The following is a 20,259-nucleotide window of genomic DNA, read 5'->3' as shown; positions in this document are numbered from 1 at the left end:
CGGCCCCGTGTCAACACCTTTTTGATCTCCTACACACAAAAATCCGATCACCCCGCACTAAAATCGCCTCAATCTCCGGATATCCAAAATCGCCAGGCACAATACCAGTTCCCGGGATGCTCATCCGTTATGAGATGAGGCGATATCAAATCGAACTGCTTCTGCTGACGGTTTGGCCTGTTCAACTCACCTCCAGGTGTTCGTCACGGCGGGTTGAATTCTCAATTTGTCAGCATCAATCTGTGATAACGTTTCTTTCCTGCTCGAAGTAAGATATTTGACGCGTTAAAGTCATCCTTCGTAACCATGTATTCAGGCGACTGAATCCGCTCTCCGTTGATATATCCCCCGCCCTGATCTATCAGCCGCCTTGCCGCCCCACCGGAGTTTGCAAGCCCTGTCATATGCAATATTTTAAAAGCCGGAATTCCGTCTCCGATCTCCGCCTCGCTGATCGTCGTGCAAGGAACAGAATCCTCACCACCTTTCTCTTTTCGCGGTATGGCGCTTGATGGAAGAAGGTCGTGTGGAACGACCCGGAATCCAAACATGGACCCGGCAGCATTGTAAGCTTTAACCGCCGCTTCGGTACCGTGTGCCAGAGCGGTGGTTTCGAAAGCGAGAACCGTCTTGACCGCATTCAGTTCCTCTCCCGCCAATCCCTCTACAGCGCGAATCTCCTCCATCGGAAGAAACGTAAAAAGCGACAGGAAGCGCGTCACATCCCTATCGTCCGTATTGATCCAGAACTGATAATAATCATACGGAGATGTTCGCGTTGAATCGAGCCAAACCGCGCCCTGGTGCGTCTTCCCCATTTTGATGCCGCTGCTGGTCGTGATGAGCGGAAATGTGATGCCGAAAGCTGTTTTCTGATGCGTCCGCCGAATCAGTTCGATGCCTGCAAGAATATTTCCCCACTGATCGCTGCCCCCCATCTGGAGGCCGCAATCATATTTATCGTAGAGAACCATAAAATCATATGCTTGCAGAATCATATAATTGAATTCAATGAAACTTAACCCCTCTTCGGATTCAAGGCGCATACGGTAGCTTTCAGCTTTGATCATGCGGTTCACACTGAAGTGACGTCCGATATCTCTCAACAAGGGGATATAGGCCAGTTTCGTCAACCAATCGGCATTGTTCAACATCAAGGCCTTCCCATTCGAGAAATCTATAAATTTAGAGAGTTGCCTCTGTATTCCGATCACGTTTTCATTAATGGATTCAGGGGTGAGAAGCTGTCTCATTTCGGTTTTTCCGCTGGGATCGCCAATCAGACCGGTACCGCCGCCAACCAGCGCTATGGGCCGATGGCCGTGACGCTGCATATGTGCCAGCGCCATGATAGGTACTAAACTCCCTACATGAAGGCTGGATGCCGTTGGATCAAATCCAATATAGCAGGTTCGGCTGCCGGTTTCGAGATATTCATGCAGTTCCGCATCATGGGTCGTCTGTTCAATAAACCCCCGTTCCTTGAGCGCATCCACTATCTTTGCCATGTCTTCTCACCTTATTTGTTCGCGAATTCAACAGCTCGGGTTTCCCGGATAACCATCACCTTGATCTGCCCTGGAAACGTTAGTGACTCTTCAATCTTCTTGACAATATCCTTGCTCATGAGAATCGTCTCCTCATCGGACACCATACTGCTCTCCACCATAACGCGAATCTCCCGACCCGCTTGTATTGCATAAGAATTGACGACCCCCTGAAATGAATTGGCGATGTTCTCGAGATCCTCCAACCGCTTGACATAATTTTCAAGCAGTTCTTTACGAGCCCCTGGCCGAGCGCCGGACAAACCGTCGGCAGCCTGGACCAGAAGCGCGTAAACCGATGCCGGCGGAACATCCTCATGGTGGGCGGCAACAGCATGAACGATTTTCGGAGACTCACCAAATTTTTTCAATAATTTTGAGCCGATAATTGCATGAGGACCTTCCACTTCATGGTCAATGGCTTTTCCGATATCGTGAAGCAGCCCCATGCGTCTCGCGAGTTTTTCATTCAGGCCGAGCTCCGCCGCCATGATACCGCACAAAAATCCCACCTCTACGGAATGCTGAAGAACATTCTGAGCATAGCTGGTACGGAATTTAAGTTGACCGATATACTTGATCAATTCATTGTGAATTCCGTGAACCCCCAAATCGAAGGCAGCTTGCTCGCCGGCCTCCTTGATGGTAACATCAATTTCTTTTCCCACTTTTTTGACGATATCCTCAATGCGGGCGGGATGTATTCTGCCATCGGATATCAAACGCGTCAAAGCAATTCTCGCCACCTCCCTCCGGACAGGGTTGAATCCAGATAAAATAACGGCTTCAGGCGTATCATCTATTATCAGATCAATACCGGTTGCCGCTTCAAGCGCTCGAATATTTCGGCCTTCCCTGCCAATAATCCGTCCCTTCATTTCATCGTTGGGAAGTTGTACGACGGAAACGGTGCGTTCGGCCACGAAGTCAGCTGCATAGCGTTGAATGGCCGTGGCAATGATCCTTTTTGACTTCTTGTCCGCCTCCTCCTTAGCCTCGCTCTCTATCCGTTTTATGAGCTTCGCCCCCTCGTAACGTGCCTCATTTTCCATTGCTCTGATCAGAAGTTCTTTGGCCTGTTCGGCGGTCAGTCCGGAAATCCGTTCAAGCTGATCCTTCTGCGCTTCAATCAGCTCGTGATAGCGTCGATCCTCGGCGAGAAGCGCTTCCTCTTTGTCGGCAATACCGACTTCTCTGTCGCTGAGCTCTTGTTCCTTTAATTGAAGTTGGTCGTTCTTCCGATCGATATTCTCTTCTTTCTGAATCAAACGGTTCTCTTGCTTTTTTAACTCTGCACGGGTCTCTCTCGTTTCAGCATCAAACTCGCTTTTCATTAAAAAAAGTTTGTCTTTTGCCTCGAGCATCGCCTCTTTCAGCAACGTTTCCGATCTTCGTTTTGCATCGTCTACAATGCGCTGGGCCTCTTCATCAGCAGCTTTAATTTTCTGTGTCTGAAGTTGCCCTTTTACCCAGTAGGCAACCCCAAAGCCGATGCCTGCGCCGATAAGGCCCATTAACAAGCTATATTCACTCATATAACATTCTCCCCAATATCATCCACGGCCTGTTTTGGAACGGTACCTATCCATACGCTGTCGTTCAGCCGTCATACCTGTCGGCGAGTGTGCAACACCCCTGCGGCGGCTTGAGGGCACAGACCTTCCTGAATGACACGCCATCTTCATTCCGGCGATCCTCGATTGATGTTGGTCTTTTATAAAGAGGTTTTTTTGCTGGAAACTCTTCAAGATAGCGCATCAATCCGTTGTTTGTTTTGAATAACAGCGACATCTATTATCAGGAAAGATTGAGGCGTCGATCGGATAAACCAGAGGGCAGGAAAAGAGCAATACTCTCAGTTTTGGGCAATTGGGCCCAATCGGTATCGCGGCGGCAAAAATATGGTTATCCCCCACCATTGTGCCGTGTTGGCAGGCCTTTGAACCTATAGTTCAAAGTGGGCACCTTGTGGCTTCTTTAGGCTTTTCTGTATCAACAGAACATGCTCACCAAAGCCAAGTAAGGCTCCCTTCGTGTTATCTGTTGGATCAAAGCGCTTCTTCCAATCACGAACACGGCAGGGGAATACTCATTGTTTTTGTTTTCGTCAAAACGGTAATCTTCGACAGGCGTACAGGAATCAGCCACGCCTCCACGCTGTCGCATCGCTCGCCTTTATCTGGATTGCAAGCGAGGTTCAAAGATCCAACCTCATATCGAAGGATCTTTCTTTTTTAAGGTGATTACGGAGACACACATTCCCTTGGCTGCAGAATTCAACATCCCGCTTTCGGAAAAAATCAGCGCGGATTGAAAACGTGAATCCCCATTTTCAGGGGATACCTTTCGATGATCAAGAGCGCTCAAAATGCCTACCGTAACACATCCATATTCCATGGTGCGGCAATATCTTAAAAAGCCAAATAAAAACCCCTGCCTCTCTGCTTAAACTACTAATGACCGATTTGGCCGTATTATATTTGAATCGGTTGAGACAAGGTATACGCCATCGTCGAATATTCCACACGAGACACATCTTTATGTAATGCTGTATTGGCGAGAAAATGCCCAATTTATCCGGTTTTTCATCTCAAATTCCTATTTTCAATATAATCTTTCAAGCCAACGAAAGTCAAGATTTTTTACTGCACCCGCACATAGCATGCTGAATTCGGTAAATGTCTACGCAAAAAGGCAAGCCGTTGATCAACGACTTGCCTTTTTTTCGCGATTGCTGTACCGATATATTACGATATGTCTTTTATTGCCCCTTGGACGAGGCGACCTTGATGCGATGAAGTGCCCGGTCCAGTGCGGCCTTGGCCCTCGCGTAGTCGAGCTTTTCTTTTTGGGCCTCTTCCAGGCGCTTTTGTGCCCTGGCCAAAGCTGACCGGGCACGATCGATATCAATATCCCTCCGGCGTTCAGCCGACTCTGCCAATATTGTCACCTTATCCGGCAAAGCTTCGGCGAAACCTCCACTGATAAAAATTTGTCGCTCAGCGCCACCGGCATCCTTGTACCGAACGGTGCCCATGTTGAGTGTGGTCAAAAACGGCGTGTGTCCACGCAATATGCCGAATTCCCCCAGGGTACCAGGCCCCACAACGATCTGAACATCTTCGCTAACGACAGATTTATCAGGGGTAACAATCTCCAATCTAATATTTTCTGCCATATTTTTCCCCTCGCAACCGTCGGCTGCTTATGCCTCAGACATATCTTTGGCCTTTTCGAGAACCTCTTCAATACCGCCCACCATATAGAACGCCTGCTCGGGAATTTCATCATGTTTGCCTTCGACAATTTCCTTGAAGGCCCTGATGGTATCCTCGATTTTGACATATTTCCCGGCTTTGCCGGTGAAGGTTTCCGCTACATGGAACGGTTGAGACAGAAAGCGCTGCATTTTACGGGCTCTTGCAACGGTGAGACGGTCTTCCTCCGATAGTTCCTCAATGCCAAGAATTGCGATAATATCCTGCAATTCTTTGTATTTTTGGAGAATTTGCTGAACTTGACGAGCAACATTATAGTGTTCTTCACCAATATAGTTGGCGTCAAGAATTCGGGAGGTCGAATCCAATGGATCCACGGCAGGATAAATCCCCAACTCTGCGATCTGACGAGAAAGAACGACGGTACCGTCTAGATGCGCAAAAGTGGTTGCCGGTGCCGGGTCGGTCAAGTCATCGGCGGGAACGTAGACACACTGAACAGCCGTGATCGACCCCTTGTCTGTAGAGGTGATCCGCTCTTGAAGGGCACCAAGGTCGACGGCCAGCGTCGGCTGGTATCCAACGGCGGAAGGCATGCGTCCGAGAAGCGCCGAAACCTCTGAACCGGCTTGGGTAAAGCGGAAGATATTGTCGATAAAAATGAGCACGTCCTGACCTTCCACATCTCTGAAATATTCCGCAGCGGTAAGGGCTGACAGGGCAACACGTGCGCGGGCCCCGGGAGGCTCCGTCATCTGGCCGTAGATCAGAGCAGCTTTCGGAAGAACGCCGGAGTCTTTCATTTCATGGTAAAGATCGTTCCCCTCACGGGTCCGCTCGCCCACACCTGCAAAGACGGAAATGCCGCCGTGCTGCATAGCGATGTTGTGAACCATTTCCATCATAATAACGGTTTTCCCCACGCCGGCGCCGCCAAACATGCCCATCTTTCCACCGCGAGGGAACGGTACCAACAAATCAATGACCTTTACGCCTGTTTCGAGAACCCGGACAGTAGTATCCTGCTCTGTAAAAGCTGGCGCCAGACGATGGATGGGCATCATTTTTTCCTGGCTGACAGGACCCAGACCGTCAACAGGGCGTCCGACGACGTTCAATACACGACCAAGTCCGGCTTCGCCGACAGGCATCATGATGGGTGCGCCCGTATCCTTGACACGCATGCCGCGGACCAAGCCGTCAGTGACATCCATGGCGATAGTGCGGACAACATTGTCTCCCAAGTGCTGAGCCACCTCGACGACCAGATTGTCCTCTTCGTCGCTGATCGCGGGGTTCGAAATCAAAAGTGCAGTCAGAATCGTGGGGAGTTTTCCCTGCTCGAACTCCACATCGACAACAGGCCCCATTACCTGTGTGATTTTACCAATATTTTCTCCCATTTAAAAACCTCCCATAAACACTTATGTCCGTATTGTGTAGTTTATCCCTTAAGGGCCTCAGCACCACCGACAATATCCATCAAATCCGAAGTAATGGCCGCCTGACGCGCCTTGTTATACGCCAGGGTCAGGTTTTCTATCATGTCGTTGCAGGCTTTGGTTGCATTGTCCATTGCCGTCATACGTGCGGCATGCTCACTGGTCGATGTTTCGAGCAAAGCGCTATACAACTGAACGAATACGTTTTTTGGCAGCATATCGCCAAGCAACTCGGCAGGCGACGGCTCGCAGATGTGCTCCGCAATATACGACGGTTCTTCATCGGCCTCTTCGATATCGGCAGTTTCGATCGGCGGTATCGGCAGGAGTTGTTTGATCACGGGCACCTGTCTCGCCATACTGACAAATTCGGAATAGATCAGATATACCTCGTCATATTCTCCATCTAAAAAGCTGCCGATCAACTTCCGTCCGGCATTGACGGCAACGCTGAAATCAAACTTGCCGCCAACGACGCCCAAATACACGTCTGCGATCGCCTTTTTGTTGTTTCGAGCCCAATCCCTTCCTTTTTTGCCGAAATTTGTATAGGCTACATCAATATCATGTTCCGCCTTTTCCTTAAAAAACGATTCGGCCCGGTTGATGAGATTGGCGTTGAAACCACCGCAGAGACCGCGGTCGGACGTACACAATACGACACCTATCTTCTTGACTTCCTCACGCGGAATCAGCAAAGGGCTGGCTTCTTCCCCGGCATTTTCCGCAAGACTTCCCAGAACTTCGGAAAATTTCGACGCATACGGTCGAAACCCCTCCATTTTGTTCTGAGCGCCGCGAAGTTTGGAAGCGGCCACCATGTTCATGGCCTTGGTAATCTGCTTCGTCTTTTTGACCGCGGCGATCTTAAGCTGGACATCTTTTAGTGTTGCCATAAAATTGCGCCCTCTTTATTTGATTGTGTCTTTGAACTCCGCTCCGTATTCAGTCAAGGCCTTCGTCATCTCATTGCTGAGATCTTCGGTGATCTCCTTCTTTTCGGCCAGACCTTTGAAAATCTGAGGATACCTTTCTTCGATGAAGGTGTGGAGGCCTGCTTCATATTTGGCCAGAGCGTCAACGGGCAACGGATCCAGAAAGCCTTTGGTACCGGCGAAAAGAATGATAACCTGTTTTTCTAAAGGCAGCGGATTGTACTGGGGCTGTTTCAGAATCTCAACCAGACGTGCTCCTCGGGTCAACTGCCGCTGTGTCGAGGCATCCAGATCGCTTCCGAAAGCCGCAAAAGCCTCGAGTTCCCGATACTGAGCCAAATCAAGACGAAGGGTACCTGCCACCTGTTTCATGGCTTTTACTTGTGCGGCACCGCCGACGCGGGATACCGACAGGCCGACGTTGATGGCTGGACGCACACCCGCATAAAACAGGTTCGGTTCGAGGTAGATCTGACCGTCGGTGATGGAAATAACATTGGTCGGAATATAGGCCGAGACGTCACCCGCCTGGGTTTCGATGATGGGAAGCGCGGTCAGTGAGCCGGCACCAAGTTCGTCGCTCAATTTCGCAGAACGTTCGAGGAGACGAGAATGGTTGTAAAAAATATCACCGGGATAGGCCTCACGTCCCGGCGGACGTCTGAGAAGGAGCGAAACCTGGCGATAGGCAGCGGCTTGTTTCGACAAGTCGTCATAAATGATGAGAGCATGTTTCCCACTATCCCGGAAATACTCACCCATGGCGCACCCGGCATAGGGAGCGACAAACTGAAGGGTTGCCGGATCGCTGGCACAGGCGGCGACGACGGTGGTGTATTCCATGGCACCGTGCTTTTCGAGAACCGCAACGACCTGGGCGACCGTCGACTTTTTCTGGCCGCAGGCGACGTAAATGCAATAAACGTCCGTATCCTTCTGGGCAAGAATGGCGTCGACCGCTACAGCCGTCTTACCGATCTGACGGTCGCCGATGATGAGTTCCCGTTGACCGCGTCCCACAGGCGTCATGGCATCAATCGCCTTCAGACCGGTGTAGCAAGGCTCATGAACGCTTTTTCTGGCGATAACACCCGGAGCGACCATTTCGACCCGACGGAAATCCTTGGAATCGATCGGCCCCTTGCCATCGATGGGTTCCCCGGTGGCCGTCACGACGCGGCCCAGAACCGCCTCGCCGACCGGAACCTCGGCAATACGACCGGTTCGCTTGACGATATCCCCCTCTTTGATTTGGGTATCCTCTCCCATAATGGCAATACCCACGTTGTCTTCCTCAAGGTTCAGGACCAGCCCCAGAACACCCCCGCCAAACTCGACCAACTCCAGGGCCATCACTTTTTCAAGACCGTAAACACGGGCGATACCATCCCCCACGGACAGGACAACGCCGGTTTCGCTCAGTTCGACTTTTTTGTCATAATCCGTGATCTGCTCTTTGATAATCTGACTAATTTCTTCAGCTCTTAGTTCCATTAGACACTCTCACCCCTTTTTAAAGATTCTCTCATATTAAGCAACTGTGTCCTGACACTGCCGTCTAAAACAAGATCCCCGATCCTGGTGACAACGCCACCTATAAGCTCGGGGTCTTGTTTTACTTCAAGCTTAACCTCTTTACCGGTCACCTTGGACAGAGATTCGCGAATTTTTTCAATCGCTTCGGATGAAAGCTCCGCCGCTGAAACCAAACTGGCCAACGCAATACCCTTATGCTCATCCACCAATTTTTGATAAAAATCATTTATGACGTCGATGAATCCGATCCGACCTTTATCGAACAGCAAGAGCAGAAACGCCTTTACAACCCCTGACAGACCCAGCAACTCGATCACTGAGAGAAGCACATTTTTTCGGCCCGCGGCATCATAGAGGGGATTCGTGAACGCCTGCCCGAGTTCTTTGTTATCGGAGATCAAACTTGAGAATTCACCAAGCTGCTCCCGGTACAACTCAGCCTGACCGTCTTCTTTACCTATCAGCAGAAGTGCCTTGGCATAACGCCGTGCTACAGCCAAATTTTTCACTATGCCACCACCTTCTCTAAGTATTCGTCAACAAGTCTTTCCTGGTCTTGATCCGTTATTTTCGCTTTCAACAGACCTTCCGCCTTGGCCAGCGCTTTTTCCAGTATCTCATTCTGCAGTCGCTGTTGTGCCTGCTTGAACTCATGCTCAATATTCCGTTTTGCCTGTTCCTCGAGCTTTTCGGCGGCGGATTCGGCCTCTTTCAAAATGCGAGCCTTCGCTTCCATGCCTTGTTTTTCGTATTGAGCGATGATGTTTTCCGATTCTCGCTCAAGTTCCGCAATTTTCGCATTGTATGTCGCCAACTCTTCAAGCGCTTTCTGTTTTTTGACCTCGAGTTCATTCAACTGCTCTTTGATACCGTCGATCCGAGCATTCAAGGCCTTGGCGACAGGCTTCCGCAGCAAAAAAAAGAGGGCTATCGCCAATACGGCGAAATTCATAACACGATACGTATCCGTTGCAACCCAGGTCTTGACCGCCCCCCCATGCCCATCGGCATCGGCACCGTGTCCGGCCCCCTCCGCCGCTTCATGGGTCGCCTGCCCGCTATCACCATGCTCACCCGTTGCGGCAAAAGTTCCAGCACCATAACAAAACACCAGAAGCGCCGCCAGGGAAAGCATGACAACTCTCCTCCCCCAGATCCACCGGCACTTTCCGAACATACCAGGATTTTTCATTAAACAGCCCTCCCTAAAATCTTTTCGCCAATGTCGTTTGCAAATTTATCAACCTCTTGCAGAAGGGATTGCCGAACCTCTTCCGCATCTTTCGCAATCTTTTCCCGAATCTTCGCGAGTTCCGCCTGGGCCTTTTCGTTGATCTGCCTGACAATCGCCTTTTCTTCGTTCTCGGCTTCCTGGATCAGCTTTTCTTTTTGCTTGGCGCCTGTCGACCTTGCCGCACGAATGCCCTCAGAGAACTGGGTGTTTTTTTCCTCAGCTTCTTTGAGGCAGGTCTGTATACCGTCCTCCATTCCTGCAACGCGGTCTTTTCGTTTTGCTAAAATATCCCGGATGGGGCGATATAGAATCTTATTGAGTATCCAGATCAGAAACAGAAAATTGACGATTTGTATGAAGACCGAACTATCTACACTTATCATTTCCACTCCCCCATCAAAATACTGTTTACAAATTACTATTAAAATTAAAATATTCCGACCCGACCCAAAATTGCGGGTTTTGTAACATCAGGCCGATGAATTTGTCAAAGGTTTTTTGCAAAATGCTTCTTAATAAAGGCTGCATTCGACGGGCGTCTTATCGCCTTTAAAAACAAGCATTCCATCAACTATCGCACTCGAATTTTCTGATGGCGATACTGTCCGGCATCAATCCGGAGAGAATTGTCTCATACTGACATTCATCAGCATGCCGATGCAGATCATTATCGTAATAACCGATGATCCACCGTAACTGATGAGGGGAAGCGGCATGCCGACCACCGGCAGGAGGCCCATTACCATTCCCAGATTGATAAACGTCTGCCAAAAAATGAGCGCCACGATGCCGAAAGAGAGGATCGTTCCAAAAGGATCTTTACATCGATAGGCGATGTTGAGTCCTAAAATGACTAATGTCAGATAGACAAGGACGGTCATGGATGCACCGATGAACCCCCACTCCTCAGCCAAAACCGAAAAGATAAAGTCAGTGTGTTGCTCGGGTAGAAAAGATAGGGTATTCTGGGTTCCTTTTAAAAATCCTTTTCCCAGCATCATTCCCGATCCGATGGCTATCTTGGACTGTATGATATGGTATCCCGCACCCAGCGGATCACGGTTCGGGTTTAAAAAAGTTAATATTCGCTGCTGCTGGTATTCCTTCAGAAAAAACCAGACCATCGGCATGGCAATCGAACCGAGTAGGCCCAAAAATATGAATGTGCGTCTTTCAATCTTAACAAAAAGGGTCATTGACCCTGAAATGAGTATAACCGTAAGCCCCGTTCCGAGGTCGGGCTGATTGACGATGAGGAGAAACGGAAGGAGAATTAATATGGAAGGGTAAATCAGTTCCCGGAGGGAAAACCCCTGCGGTTTAACCCGCCGGGAGAAATACCTCGCCAGAATGATAATAACGGCGAGTTTGGCCATCTCCGACGGTTGTATGGAAACCGGTCCCAAAACCAACCACCGCCTTGAGCCGCCGGCAAGTTTTCCGAACCCCAACACACCGATAAGCATTACGATGATTCCACCGTAGATGATATACGACCACCGATCGATGTTCCGGTAGTCGACCACCATGACGAACCCTATGGTGACAAAGCCGGCACCGTACCAGACCATCTGCTTTAAAAAAAAAGAGCGGTCCGCGCCGTCAAGACCGGCCGAGACGGCGCTGTGCAGCGATAGAAGCCCCATGGTGCAAATGATCACCGTAAGCAACAGCAGACCCCAATCAAAATGCTGAATCAATCGGCGATCAACCATCACGGGTTGCAATGGACATTCCTTCCCTGAAGTTTGGTTCATCTTTCCGAAGAAGCGGAATTGCCCTTCGAGGCCTGATTGAAATAGGCCCGTATAACTTCCCTTGCGATCGGTGCCGCCGTGCCCGATCCATGTTCTCCATGCTCTACGATAACGGAAACCGCAATTTTATCCGGATGTCGTGCACCATAGGCGATAAACCAGGCATGGGGTTTAAGATGATCCAGAGTGATCTCTTTCCATGAGGTATCCTCATTTTTCCGGCTGAATACCTGGGCAGTTCCGGTTTTGCCGCTGACGTCGATCCCATCTATGCGCGCAAGTCGCGCCGTTCCATGAGAGCTGTTTACCACATCCCATAGGCCTTTTTTTAAAATTTCAAGCGTCCCGGCACTGACAGGCAACTGTCTGATCGCTTCTTTTTTGCATTCATAGACAATCTCGCCAAGAGCATTCTCCCGCTTTTTGATGATTTCAGGGCGGTACAACGTTCCTCCATTGGCGATCGCCGCCGCCAAAACCGCCATTTGCAAGGGTGTGGCGAGATTATACCCCTGCCCAATGGCGATGGACAAGGTTTCTCCCTTTTGCCATGGGATGCCGAACCGTTTCTTTTTCCAGGCCGACGTAGGAATCAGCCCCGATGACTCATGACTCAAAGCCACTCCAGTGGGTTGACCGAGTCCGCAACTCCCGGCATGGCGGGCGAGACGATCGACGCCAAGCCTCTGCCCCGTTTGATAAAAAAAGACGTCGCAGGAGACGGCCAGAGCCTTCTGAACATTGACGGCGCCGTGCCCTCCTTTTCGCCAGCATCGGAAAATCCGGTCTCCAAATGGGTAGTATCCCGGGCAGAAGAATGTGGTATGAGCGTCAATAACACCTTCTTCCAAACCAGCCATCGCAGTGACGATCTTGTAGGTAGACGCCGGCGGATATTCACCGTTGATCGCCTTGTTCTGCAGAGGGTGGAAGGGATTGGAAACCAAATCCCGCCACTCTTCGCGGGACATACCGTCCACAAAACCGCTCTGATTGAAGGACGGGCTGCTGACCATGGCCAGAATTTCCCCGGAATCCGGACGGATCGCCACAACGGCGCCCACCAGACCGTCCATAAGGACCTCGGCCTTTTTTTGGAGTTCGATGTCAATGGTCAGCCAGAGGTTATCCCCCGAAACCGGATCGACAGTCAGCAGCGTTCGGACCACCTGGCCTCTGGCATTGACCTCGACCTGCTTACCGCCGGCCTTTCCTTTGAGGTATGTCTCGGCAGTTCTTTCGACACCGTACTTGCCGACGTAATCCCCGCTCTTGCTGCCCGGGAACCTGCCGCTTTTCAGTTCGTCAAGGCTTATTTCGCCCAAATATCCAATCAAATGTGCGGCATGTCGAGATATATAATGGCGCTTCGGCTGAATATCCACGACTATTCCGGGCAGGTCAAACTTGTGAACCTCGACCGCTGCGAGTTCATCGCGGTTCATATCCTTTTTGAGGAGAACAGGGTCATAAGTCTTCGCTCCGTTTTGTCGGTCGAGGACGGCCGCAATTCTCTCCTCCGGTATATGCACATACTGCAGAAGTCTTTCCAGTGTTTCCGCCACCGGTTTAGCATCCCGGGAAATGATGCTCAGGTTGAAGGAAGGTCTATTGTCTACGAGAATCGATCCATTGCGGTCAAGAATAATCCCCCTTGACGGGCTGATCCCGCGCAGACGGATGCAATTGTTTTGAGACAATCGTCTAAACTCCTCGCCTTCGACCACCTGAAGATAAAACAGGCGAACGAAAAGAATCATAAATGCGAAAAGTATCATTGTGGCGGCAAAGGTCAAACGATGCTTGTACCACTCGCTGCCAACGGCTTTAAGCGATAATCTCATGAATCGGATCTGAAAGTCGTGAGGTCGTGGGATGCCTAACTTTTTTTGTCAAAGGACACATTTCCAAACCACTCCCGCCACTGTCTGTGCGCGATTTTGATCCCCGCGAAAATGAAACCACCGCTGACAGCGGCCCAACCCACCTGTTCGGCAACGATTCGAACCGACGTTCTGGGCACTTGAAATTTTCGATCCAGAAAAACACAGGCACCCAGGATAACGAAATTTTCGATTAAAACCCCGGTTGCCGCTGCAAACGGAAGGCACATCCAGTGCCCCACCACGAGCACACCGCTGACATATCGTGTCAGGGCAAATATCCAAAGATAACTGGTGACATACAAACCCAACGGTCCTGCTGACAGGCTGTCCACGATCAACCCGCTCAGGATAACAAAATGGATTACCTCGAAAAACGGTCGCATCATCCCGAGGTAAATAATAAAAGGAATAAACAGGTCGTACCATTGATAGGAGGGCAGCACTTCTAAGATGACGACCGTCTGGAAGATCGTCAAAAACAGGCAGACAAACAGATAAAAGCCGTAATTCATTTGCCATAAAACGATTCGTATGAAGGCGCGGACAAAATGACCAGTACTTCCTCGATGGTTTCAAAATCTACAAAGGGAACAACGGCGACCTCTTGAAAAATTCCTGAATTCTGCTTGATCACCTGGGAAATGGTACCGATCCGAAGTCCTTTGGGAAATACGCCGTCCAGTCCGGATGTCACCACGATGTCGCCTTCCCTGAGATCATGGCGATACAGCACATACTCCAGAGAACATATGTCCTTTGCCTCTCCCCTGACCAAACCTCGTACACGATTACGCTGGACAAGGGCGTCAACCGCGCTGTTCTGGTCGATCAGCATCAGGATCTTGGCATACCGTTCGGAAACATCGGCAACGATCCCCACGACACCTTCGGGAACGATTACCGGCAGGGAAGTCCGCAATCCGTCCCGTTTTCCTTTGTTAATAATGATACTCCGAAACCAGGGGGACGGATCCTTGCCGATGATCTCACCCGCCACAACCTTCTGAGACAGGGTTTCCTGAAAGTCCAGCAGCGTGCGAAGACGGTCATTGGCCAACTCTACTTCCTCGCATCGGTTGGACCTCTCGATCGCACGACCCAAGGCCGCTTTGAGACGCTCATTTTCCTCCGCGACTGAAATCAAGGCAAAATAATGCGACCAGATCTGTTTTATGAAGCGAATGGCAAAACTGATAACATTCTGAAACGGTCCGGTAATCGAGATGGTGGTCTGTTCCGTCCCATAGGAGGAATGCCGGTTGCGCATCGAAAAGGAGAGCAGCAATACATTGAGGATGAAAAAGAGAGCGACGCCGCTAATGACCACGGTTTTTCTGGAAAACATATCATTAGATAATAACGACTTGTTTAAGAATCTCGATGCTGTCGAGAGCCTTCCCCGAACCGAGGGCCACGGTGGAGAGGGGGTCGTCGGTGATAGTAATGGGGAGTCCCGTTTCTTCCCGGAGGAGTTTGTCGAGATGCTTCAACTGTGCGCCTCCCCCTGTCAAGACAATCCCCCTGTCGACAATATCGGCCGAGAGTTCCGGAGGTGTCTGTTCCAAAGCGATCTTGACCGTTTCGACAATTGCGTCGATCTGCTCGGAAATAGCCGCCCGAATCTCTTCCGCGTTGAGGGTCAGAATCTTCGGGACGCCGGTCACAAGGTCCCGCCCCTTGATTTCCATTGTTTCAATGTCATTGGGATCCGGATATGCGTTTCCGATGGTCGTCTTGACGGTTTCAGCAGTCCGTTCTCCGATAAGCAAATTGTATTTGCGTTTGATGTACTGAATAATGGCGGCGTCCATCTTGTCTCCCGCCACCCGTATGGAACGGCTGTAAACAATTCCGGCCAGAGAAATCACGGCCACCTCTGTGGTGCCGCCGCCGATGTCGACCACCATATTACAGGTCGGCTCAGTGATGGGCAGTCCCGCTCCAATAGCGGCCGCCATGGGCTCCTCGATGAGAAATACTTCACGGGCGCCGGCAGACTCTGCGGATTCTTTCACGGCACGCTTTTCCACCTGAGTGATACCCGAGGGAACGGCAATAATGATCCTGGGTCTGACAAAAGTTCGCCGGTTGTGAACCTTGTGAATGAAATGGCGGATCATGGCCTCGGCCACCTCGAAATCGGCAATCACCCCGTCCCGCATAGGTCGGATCGCCACGATGTTGCCCGGAGTCCGACCCAGCATATTTTTTGCTTCGAGACCCACAGCCAGAACACGGTTTTTCATCCGGTTGTCTGTTCGCACGGCAACCACGGACGGTTCGCTCAGCACGATACCCTTACCCTTAACATAAACCAGTGTATTAGCGGTTCCCAAGTCGATGGCAAGATCACTCGAGAAAATGCCCAGCAGAGAATCGAAAAAAAGACCCATATTACCCCGTATCCGACGCGATATTAGCTTTCGGTGAATCCGTAAACTTCAAATTTTGTATTGCTATCAAAATTGTATCACCATTACAAGCTTATTTTTGGAGTGATCTTACGTGTCGCCGCAACGAAAAAACGTATTCATCACGACGTCGTGCAACAGTGGTCTGAATGCTCTGATGCCCAGATTGTCGCGGGAAGGATGCACGCGATTGGTCAGAAGGACGACGATTGCTCGGCGGTCCAGATCCATCCAGAAGGAGGTGCCCGTGAACCCGAGGTGCCCAATGGTATTCGGTGAAAAATATCGGCCGGCACTGGAATACGGACCTTGAGGACGATCAAACCCCGGTGGTCGCCCCGAAAACCTGCAGGGCGAAAAGAACGGTTCTACCAGGTCCCTTCGAAACACCCCATCCCCTCCCTGGTAAACGCAAAGCATATGGCAGAGAAGTTGATGGACCCCCTGGGCCGTGCCGAAAAGCCCGGCATGGCCGCATAAGCCCCCGACCAGGTCGGCGTTGTCATCATGAACCCGCCCCACGAGAAGGACGTTCCGCCACGGGCAGAATTCCGTAGCCGCAACAGTTTTCGGGAACGAAATCCCGTCCTTCCCCGGAAAAAAAAGGCTGTCGACGGCCAAGGGCCCATAAATCGCTGTCTTGAGATAGTCGTCCAGAGAGGTTTGTGCAAATCGTTCGATCAACCACTCCAGAATCATATATCCGATATCACTGTAGACCGTGTTCCGTCCAGGCCTGTCGGCCAGAGGCTGGGCTTGCAGAAGATGTCTCAAGGCGGATTTGCGGCCGTTCTGCGGTATATGCCGCAACATCCGATAATAGGGCCGATAAGCCGGCAGGCCGGAGGTATGGGTCAGTAATTGGAAAATGGTAATCCCATCTTTGTCCGTGTGCGCAAATTCGGGTAAAATTTTTATTATGGGATCGTGAAAGGCCAGGCCGCGTTTTTCCAGAAGCTTCATAACGGCAGCGGCTGTTGCAAGGGGTTTGGTCAGGGAAGCCAGATCGAAAAGCGTATCGGTTCTTACCGGACCGCCCGAAAAGATACTTGCCACGCCATAGGCGCGATGAAATAAAATGCGTTCTCCCTCGGCTACCAGGAGAACCGCTCCGGGGAAAATCCCGGCTTCCAAACCGGCTGTCATCCGGCGATGCACGGGATTCACTTTCCGACCTCCTCATCCGCAGGCAACGTGGCCGAGCCGCAAAACGACAGGCGCCCGTGCCGGGTGTCGAGAATCGCCTCGATGCCGATGGGAAGGATTCGGTTTCGACGCCCATGGCCGATCTCAAACCCCCCCATGACCGGAAAGGCGGCGTTCGCCACCGTCTCCTCGACAATTTGGCGAATGATTTCCTCGTTGTCGCACCGATCGAAGGTGCCGAGCATGAACCCTTCTAGGGCGTCAAACCAACCACACATTTTCAAATGGTTCAACATGCGGTCGATTTTGTAAGGCGGCTCCCCACATTCTTCCAGAAACAGAATTCGGCCTGCCGTATCGGGTGAAAAGGCGGTTCCGGCGAGGTGGCACAGGGTACAGAGGTTGCCGCCCACAACCCCCCCTTTTGCAATCCCCGATCGGATCACAATCGGACGGGGGGGTTCATGGATTACCGGGGCACCGGATGATATGACAGCTTTCAGCATGATTTTTGTCTCTTGGTCGGCATCGGCCAAAGACGTAACCACCGGACCGTGAAAAGTCGCCAGGCCGCACCGGGTGTAGAATGCCGAGAGCAGCACAGAGACATCGCTGAACCCCACGAAAATTTTTGGATGGGTACAAATGGTCTCCCAGTCGAGATAGGGCAGGAGACGGCTCGCACCGTATCCCCCTCTGGCGCAGAAAATCGCCTTGATGTCGTCATCGGCGAACATCCTGTTGATCAACCGTGCCCGGTGGTCATCCGTACCTGCAAGATACCTTTTTTTGAGGAACAGCTCTTCCGGAATTACGGGTAAAAAGCCCATCTCGCGAATCGTTTCAATTCCCTGCCGGAACTTTTCCTCCTCAAAAGCGCTCGAGGGCGCAACGATACCGACGGCGTCGCCCTGCACGAGACGCCGCGGCACTACGGTCCGCCGCTGAACAACATCTGTCATAAAATTCACATTTCCTATTGACACTCATCATCATCCATAGTAATTACCCCAACGCGTCGGGGCGTAGCGCAGACTGGTAGCGCACTTGAATGGGGTTCAAGGGGTCGGAGGTTCAAATCCTCTCGCCCCGACCAACACGGATTACACAAAAAGAGGGCCGCAGTGACGGCCCTTTTTTATTTATGTACCGTGTTTGGCATTCAACTCGCAAGATTTTTATCACCGCCGTCATCGCTCTCCAGCCCGGTTCCGGTCGGACGGCTGTCAAACACGTCTCAAACCATTCCCGGTGACAAAATTCCTTGAAAAGCGGCTTCAACACAGATATGGTATATCATTTTCAACTTTCGGTATTCAATCGTCATCGTTCTTTGAGGGATATCCAACATGCCGGTTTATGAATACACGGCCTTAAACATCAAAGGCAAAACAATTTCAGGTATCGTTGACGCTGAAAGCGTTCAATCCGCCCGGCACAAGCTGCGAGGGTCCAGAATATATCCCGTATCCATCAAGGAAACCCATGAGATACCTGTTGAAAAAGCATCCTGGTTTTCCGGTCTTTCCAGATCTTTCGTCCGGGTAAAACCCTCCGAAATCTGCATGATGACCCGACAGTTGTCAACCCTTGTCGGCGCCGGTTTTCCACTGGTTTCCGCTCTGGACACCCTGATCCCGTATACCAAGTCCCAGGGCTTCAAGCGCGTTCTCGCCCAGATCAAGGACGCCATTGTTGAGGGGAACAGTTTTGCCGCCGCGCTTTCCACCTACTCAGGTATATTTTCTCCGGTTTATATCAATATGGTTCGGGCGGGAGAGTCTTCAGGCACGCTCGAGATCGTATTGGATCGTCTGGCCGACATCACCGAAAAACAACAGGCCCTGAACAGTCGTATCAAGTCCGCTTTGGCGTATCCGATCCTCATGGCCGTTATCGGAGTGCTGGTCCTGTTCTTTCTTCTGACCTTTATCGTGCCGAGTATCGCCTCCATTTTTTCAGACATGGGCAAGACCCTGCCGGCCCCGACTCAGGTCTTGATCGCCATCAGTAAATTCTGCACCGCCTACTGGTGGGTCATCGGTGCCCTGGTCCTGGGCACCGTCGCGGCGATCCTCCGGATCAAAAAGACCGAAAAAGGTCGCTACCATTGGGATCGTATCCTTCTGAACATGCCCGCCTTCGGAATCCTCCTCAAGAAAATGGCCGTGGCCCGGTTCGCAAGGACCATGGGCTCGCTTCTCGAGAATGGCGTCACCATGCTGGCCGCACTGGGTATTGTCCAGAATATCGTTGGCAACGTTCTGCTCTCTCAAGCCATATCCAGTTCCGCGGAAGAGGTCGGAAAGGGACAGGGGCTCGGTGCATCTCTCGCCGCCACCAGCCTTTTCCCAGGCCTTTCCGTCCAGATGATCATGGTGGGCGAGCAAAGCGGCGAATTGGAAAACATGCTGAACAAGGTCGCCGACGTCTACGAAAACGAGGTTGAGGCCACGGTCATGAGTTTGACTGCTCTTCTGGAACCTGTCATGATCCTTTTCATGGCTGTGATCGTGGGATTTATCGTCCTGTCAATATGCCTGCCGATTTTTGAAATGAACGAGTTGATCCGATAGGCGAATCATAATGAACCCATTGTGAATCAAAGCCCCTTAACGACGACGCGATCAGGATATCTTATCGCTTCTAAAACGACTTCTCGAACCGGATCTGTAAAAACGGAGGACGAATGCACAAACGTTTCTTTAAAAAAACAACTGAAATTAACGGATTCACACTTATTGAGCTGATGGTCGTCATTGTTATTCTGGGTATTCTGGCCGGACTGATCGTACCCAGGATCATGAGTCGGCCGGGGGAGGCCAAACAGATGAAGGCCCGAATTCAGATCGAAAGCCTCGAAACAGCCTTGAAGCTCTATAAACTGGATAACGGTTTTTATCCCACGACGGAACAGGGATTGCAAGCGCTGGTGGAGCCGCCGGAAACCGGCAACATACCGAAGAACTGGAAAAGCGGCGGATATCTTGAAAAAGGAAAAGTCCCCCTCGATCCGTGGGGAAACGATTTCATCTATCTCAGCCCTGGGATCAACGGTGAGTACGACATTACCTCTTACGGAGCCGACGGCGTGCCCGAAGGCGAGGGCGAGGATAAGGACATCAACAATTGGGAGATCGAATAGCT

General features: G+C 51.0%; 18 protein-coding genes, 1 tRNA gene and 1 other RNA gene. 3 read left to right on the top strand and 17 right to left on the bottom strand.

The genetic code is table 11. The annotated features are described in order from the left end of the window. Positions 1-221: 221 nt before the first annotated feature. The 17 genes from tyrS to AB7S84_RS07860 all read right to left on the bottom strand — a co-directional run bounded on the left by tyrS (position 222) and on the right by AB7S84_RS07860 (position 18,074). Positions 222-1,508 (bottom strand): tyrosine--tRNA ligase, encoded by a 1,287-nt coding sequence (gene tyrS / locus AB7S84_RS07940; protein WP_020877146.1) that lies wholly within the window; start codon positions 1,506-1,508, stop codon positions 222-224. Between the two features lie 11 nt (positions 1,509-1,519). After that, complete coding sequence (gene rny / locus AB7S84_RS07935; protein ID WP_020877145.1) at positions 1,520-3,082, bottom strand: ribonuclease Y; 1,563 nt, start codon at positions 3,080-3,082, stop codon at positions 1,520-1,522. Positions 3,083-3,452: 370 nt separating this feature from the next. Beyond that, positions 3,453-3,634, bottom strand: a non-coding RNA gene (ssrS, locus tag AB7S84_RS07930) — 6S RNA. A gap of 674 nt (positions 3,635-4,308) precedes the next feature. Further along, complete coding sequence (locus AB7S84_RS07925; RefSeq protein ID WP_020877144.1) at positions 4,309-4,725, bottom strand: F0F1 ATP synthase subunit epsilon; 417 nt, start codon at positions 4,723-4,725, stop codon at positions 4,309-4,311. A gap of 27 nt (positions 4,726-4,752) precedes the next feature. After that, positions 4,753-6,168, bottom strand: a complete 1,416-nt coding sequence (atpD, locus tag AB7S84_RS07920) for a F0F1 ATP synthase subunit beta (protein WP_020877143.1) — start codon at positions 6,166-6,168, stop codon at positions 4,753-4,755. A gap of 41 nt (positions 6,169-6,209) precedes the next feature. After that, positions 6,210-7,103, bottom strand: coding sequence for an ATP synthase F1 subunit gamma (gene atpG / locus AB7S84_RS07915; RefSeq protein WP_020877142.1), 894 nt, complete (start codon positions 7,101-7,103; stop codon positions 6,210-6,212). A gap of 15 nt (positions 7,104-7,118) precedes the next feature. Continuing rightward, entirely contained in the window at positions 7,119-8,636 is a 1,518-nt protein-coding gene (gene atpA / locus AB7S84_RS07910; RefSeq protein WP_020877141.1) for a F0F1 ATP synthase subunit alpha, read from the bottom strand. Then, positions 8,636-9,187 carry an ATP synthase F1 subunit delta gene (gene atpH / locus AB7S84_RS07905; protein WP_020877140.1) on the bottom strand — a complete coding sequence of 184 codons (552 nt, stop codon included), beginning with the start codon at positions 9,185-9,187 and terminating at the stop codon, positions 8,636-8,638. The genes atpA and atpH overlap by 1 nt, the downstream gene beginning before the upstream one ends. Next, complete coding sequence (locus AB7S84_RS07900; protein WP_159449708.1) at positions 9,187-9,813, bottom strand: ATP synthase F0 subunit B; 627 nt, start codon at positions 9,811-9,813, stop codon at positions 9,187-9,189. Before AB7S84_RS07900 ends, atpH begins: the two co-directional genes overlap by 1 nt. A gap of 56 nt (positions 9,814-9,869) precedes the next feature. Then, on the bottom strand, positions 9,870-10,295 hold the full coding sequence (locus AB7S84_RS07895; protein WP_020877138.1) for an ATP synthase F0 subunit B: 426 nt from the start codon (positions 10,293-10,295) through the stop codon (positions 9,870-9,872). A gap of 228 nt (positions 10,296-10,523) precedes the next feature. Then, the gene (rodA, locus tag AB7S84_RS07890) at positions 10,524-11,630 is read right to left on the bottom strand and encodes a rod shape-determining protein RodA (protein WP_428153796.1); all 1,107 of its coding nucleotides are present in this window, start codon (positions 11,628-11,630) and stop codon (positions 10,524-10,526) included. Between the two features lie 35 nt (positions 11,631-11,665). Further along, entirely contained in the window at positions 11,666-13,429 is a 1,764-nt protein-coding gene (gene mrdA / locus AB7S84_RS07885; RefSeq protein ID WP_234979140.1) for a penicillin-binding protein 2, read from the bottom strand. Positions 13,430-13,548: 119 nt separating this feature from the next. Beyond that, the gene (locus AB7S84_RS07880; protein ID WP_428153786.1) at positions 13,549-14,067 is read right to left on the bottom strand and encodes a hypothetical protein; all 519 of its coding nucleotides are present in this window, start codon (positions 14,065-14,067) and stop codon (positions 13,549-13,551) included. Next, a complete protein-coding gene (gene mreC / locus AB7S84_RS07875) occupies positions 14,064-14,900 on the bottom strand; it encodes a rod shape-determining protein MreC (RefSeq protein WP_020877134.1) in 837 nt (278 codons plus the stop codon). Before mreC ends, AB7S84_RS07880 begins: the two co-directional genes overlap by 4 nt. 4 nt (positions 14,901-14,904) lie before the next feature. After that, entirely contained in the window at positions 14,905-15,948 is a 1,044-nt protein-coding gene (locus AB7S84_RS07870) for a rod shape-determining protein (RefSeq protein ID WP_428153783.1), read from the bottom strand. A gap of 108 nt (positions 15,949-16,056) precedes the next feature. Continuing rightward, a complete protein-coding gene (locus AB7S84_RS07865) occupies positions 16,057-17,133 on the bottom strand; it encodes a serine hydrolase domain-containing protein (protein ID WP_020877132.1) in 1,077 nt (358 codons plus the stop codon). Next, entirely contained in the window at positions 17,130-18,074 is a 945-nt protein-coding gene (locus AB7S84_RS07860) for a S66 peptidase family protein (protein WP_020877131.1), read from the bottom strand. The genes AB7S84_RS07865 and AB7S84_RS07860 overlap by 4 nt, the downstream gene beginning before the upstream one ends. 57 nt (positions 18,075-18,131) lie before the next feature. Between AB7S84_RS07860 and AB7S84_RS07855 the strand changes: the two genes are divergently transcribed. The 3 genes from AB7S84_RS07855 (at position 18,132) to gspG (ending at position 20,257) form a co-directional block, all read left to right on the top strand. Further along, a tRNA-Pro gene (locus AB7S84_RS07855) sits at positions 18,132-18,208 on the top strand. A 253-nt stretch (positions 18,209-18,461) separates the two neighbouring features. Continuing rightward, entirely contained in the window at positions 18,462-19,688 is a 1,227-nt protein-coding gene (gspF, locus tag AB7S84_RS07850; protein WP_020877130.1) for a type II secretion system inner membrane protein GspF, read from the top strand. A 113-nt stretch (positions 19,689-19,801) separates the two neighbouring features. Beyond that, positions 19,802-20,257: a type II secretion system major pseudopilin GspG gene (gene gspG, locus AB7S84_RS07845; protein WP_020877129.1), complete on the top strand. Its 456-nt coding sequence runs from the start codon at positions 19,802-19,804 to the stop codon at positions 20,255-20,257. The last annotated feature ends 2 nt before the right edge of the window (positions 20,258-20,259 follow it).

This window comes from Desulfococcus sp. (assembly GCF_050178255.1).
Taxonomy (GTDB): domain Bacteria; phylum Desulfobacterota; class Desulfobacteria; order Desulfobacterales; family Desulfococcaceae; genus Desulfococcus; species Desulfococcus multivorans.
Note: the sequence above shows the minus strand (reverse complement) of the source record. Positions and strands in the feature narration are given on the sequence as shown.

Excerpts from the sequence above, each read along its gene's own strand:
- AB7S84_RS07860 (WP_020877131.1), bottom strand. The coding sequence starts at position 18,074 with ATGACAGATGTTGTTCAGCGGCGGACCGTAGTGCCGCGGCGTCTCGTG.
- mreC (WP_020877134.1), bottom strand. The coding sequence starts at position 14,900 with ATGTTTTCCAGAAAAACCGTGGTCATTAGCGGCGTCGCTCTCTTTTTC.
- atpD (WP_020877143.1), bottom strand. The coding sequence starts at position 6,168 with ATGGGAGAAAATATTGGTAAAATCACACAGGTAATGGGGCCTGTTGTC.
- AB7S84_RS07925 (WP_020877144.1), bottom strand. The coding sequence starts at position 4,725 with ATGGCAGAAAATATTAGATTGGAGATTGTTACCCCTGATAAATCTGTC.
- AB7S84_RS07895 (WP_020877138.1), bottom strand. The coding sequence starts at position 10,295 with ATGATAAGTGTAGATAGTTCGGTCTTCATACAAATCGTCAATTTTCTG.
- AB7S84_RS07870 (WP_428153783.1), bottom strand. The coding sequence starts at position 15,948 with ATGGGTCTTTTTTTCGATTCTCTGCTGGGCATTTTCTCGAGTGATCTT.
- AB7S84_RS07900 (WP_159449708.1), bottom strand. The coding sequence starts at position 9,813 with ATGCTTTCCCTGGCGGCGCTTCTGGTGTTTTGTTATGGTGCTGGAACT.
- AB7S84_RS07880 (WP_428153786.1), bottom strand. The coding sequence starts at position 14,067 with ATGAATTACGGCTTTTATCTGTTTGTCTGCCTGTTTTTGACGATCTTC.
- gspF (WP_020877130.1), top strand. The coding sequence starts at position 18,462 with ATGCCGGTTTATGAATACACGGCCTTAAACATCAAAGGCAAAACAATT.
- atpG (WP_020877142.1), bottom strand. The coding sequence starts at position 7,103 with ATGGCAACACTAAAAGATGTCCAGCTTAAGATCGCCGCGGTCAAAAAG.
- rny (WP_020877145.1), bottom strand. The coding sequence starts at position 3,082 with ATGAGTGAATATAGCTTGTTAATGGGCCTTATCGGCGCAGGCATCGGC.
- atpA (WP_020877141.1), bottom strand. The coding sequence starts at position 8,636 with ATGGAACTAAGAGCTGAAGAAATTAGTCAGATTATCAAAGAGCAGATC.
- mrdA (WP_234979140.1), bottom strand. The coding sequence starts at position 13,429 with ATGATTCTTTTCGTTCGCCTGTTTTATCTTCAGGTGGTCGAAGGCGAG.
- gspG (WP_020877129.1), top strand. The coding sequence starts at position 19,802 with ATGCACAAACGTTTCTTTAAAAAAACAACTGAAATTAACGGATTCACA.
- tyrS (WP_020877146.1), bottom strand. The coding sequence starts at position 1,508 with ATGGCAAAGATAGTGGATGCGCTCAAGGAACGGGGGTTTATTGAACAG.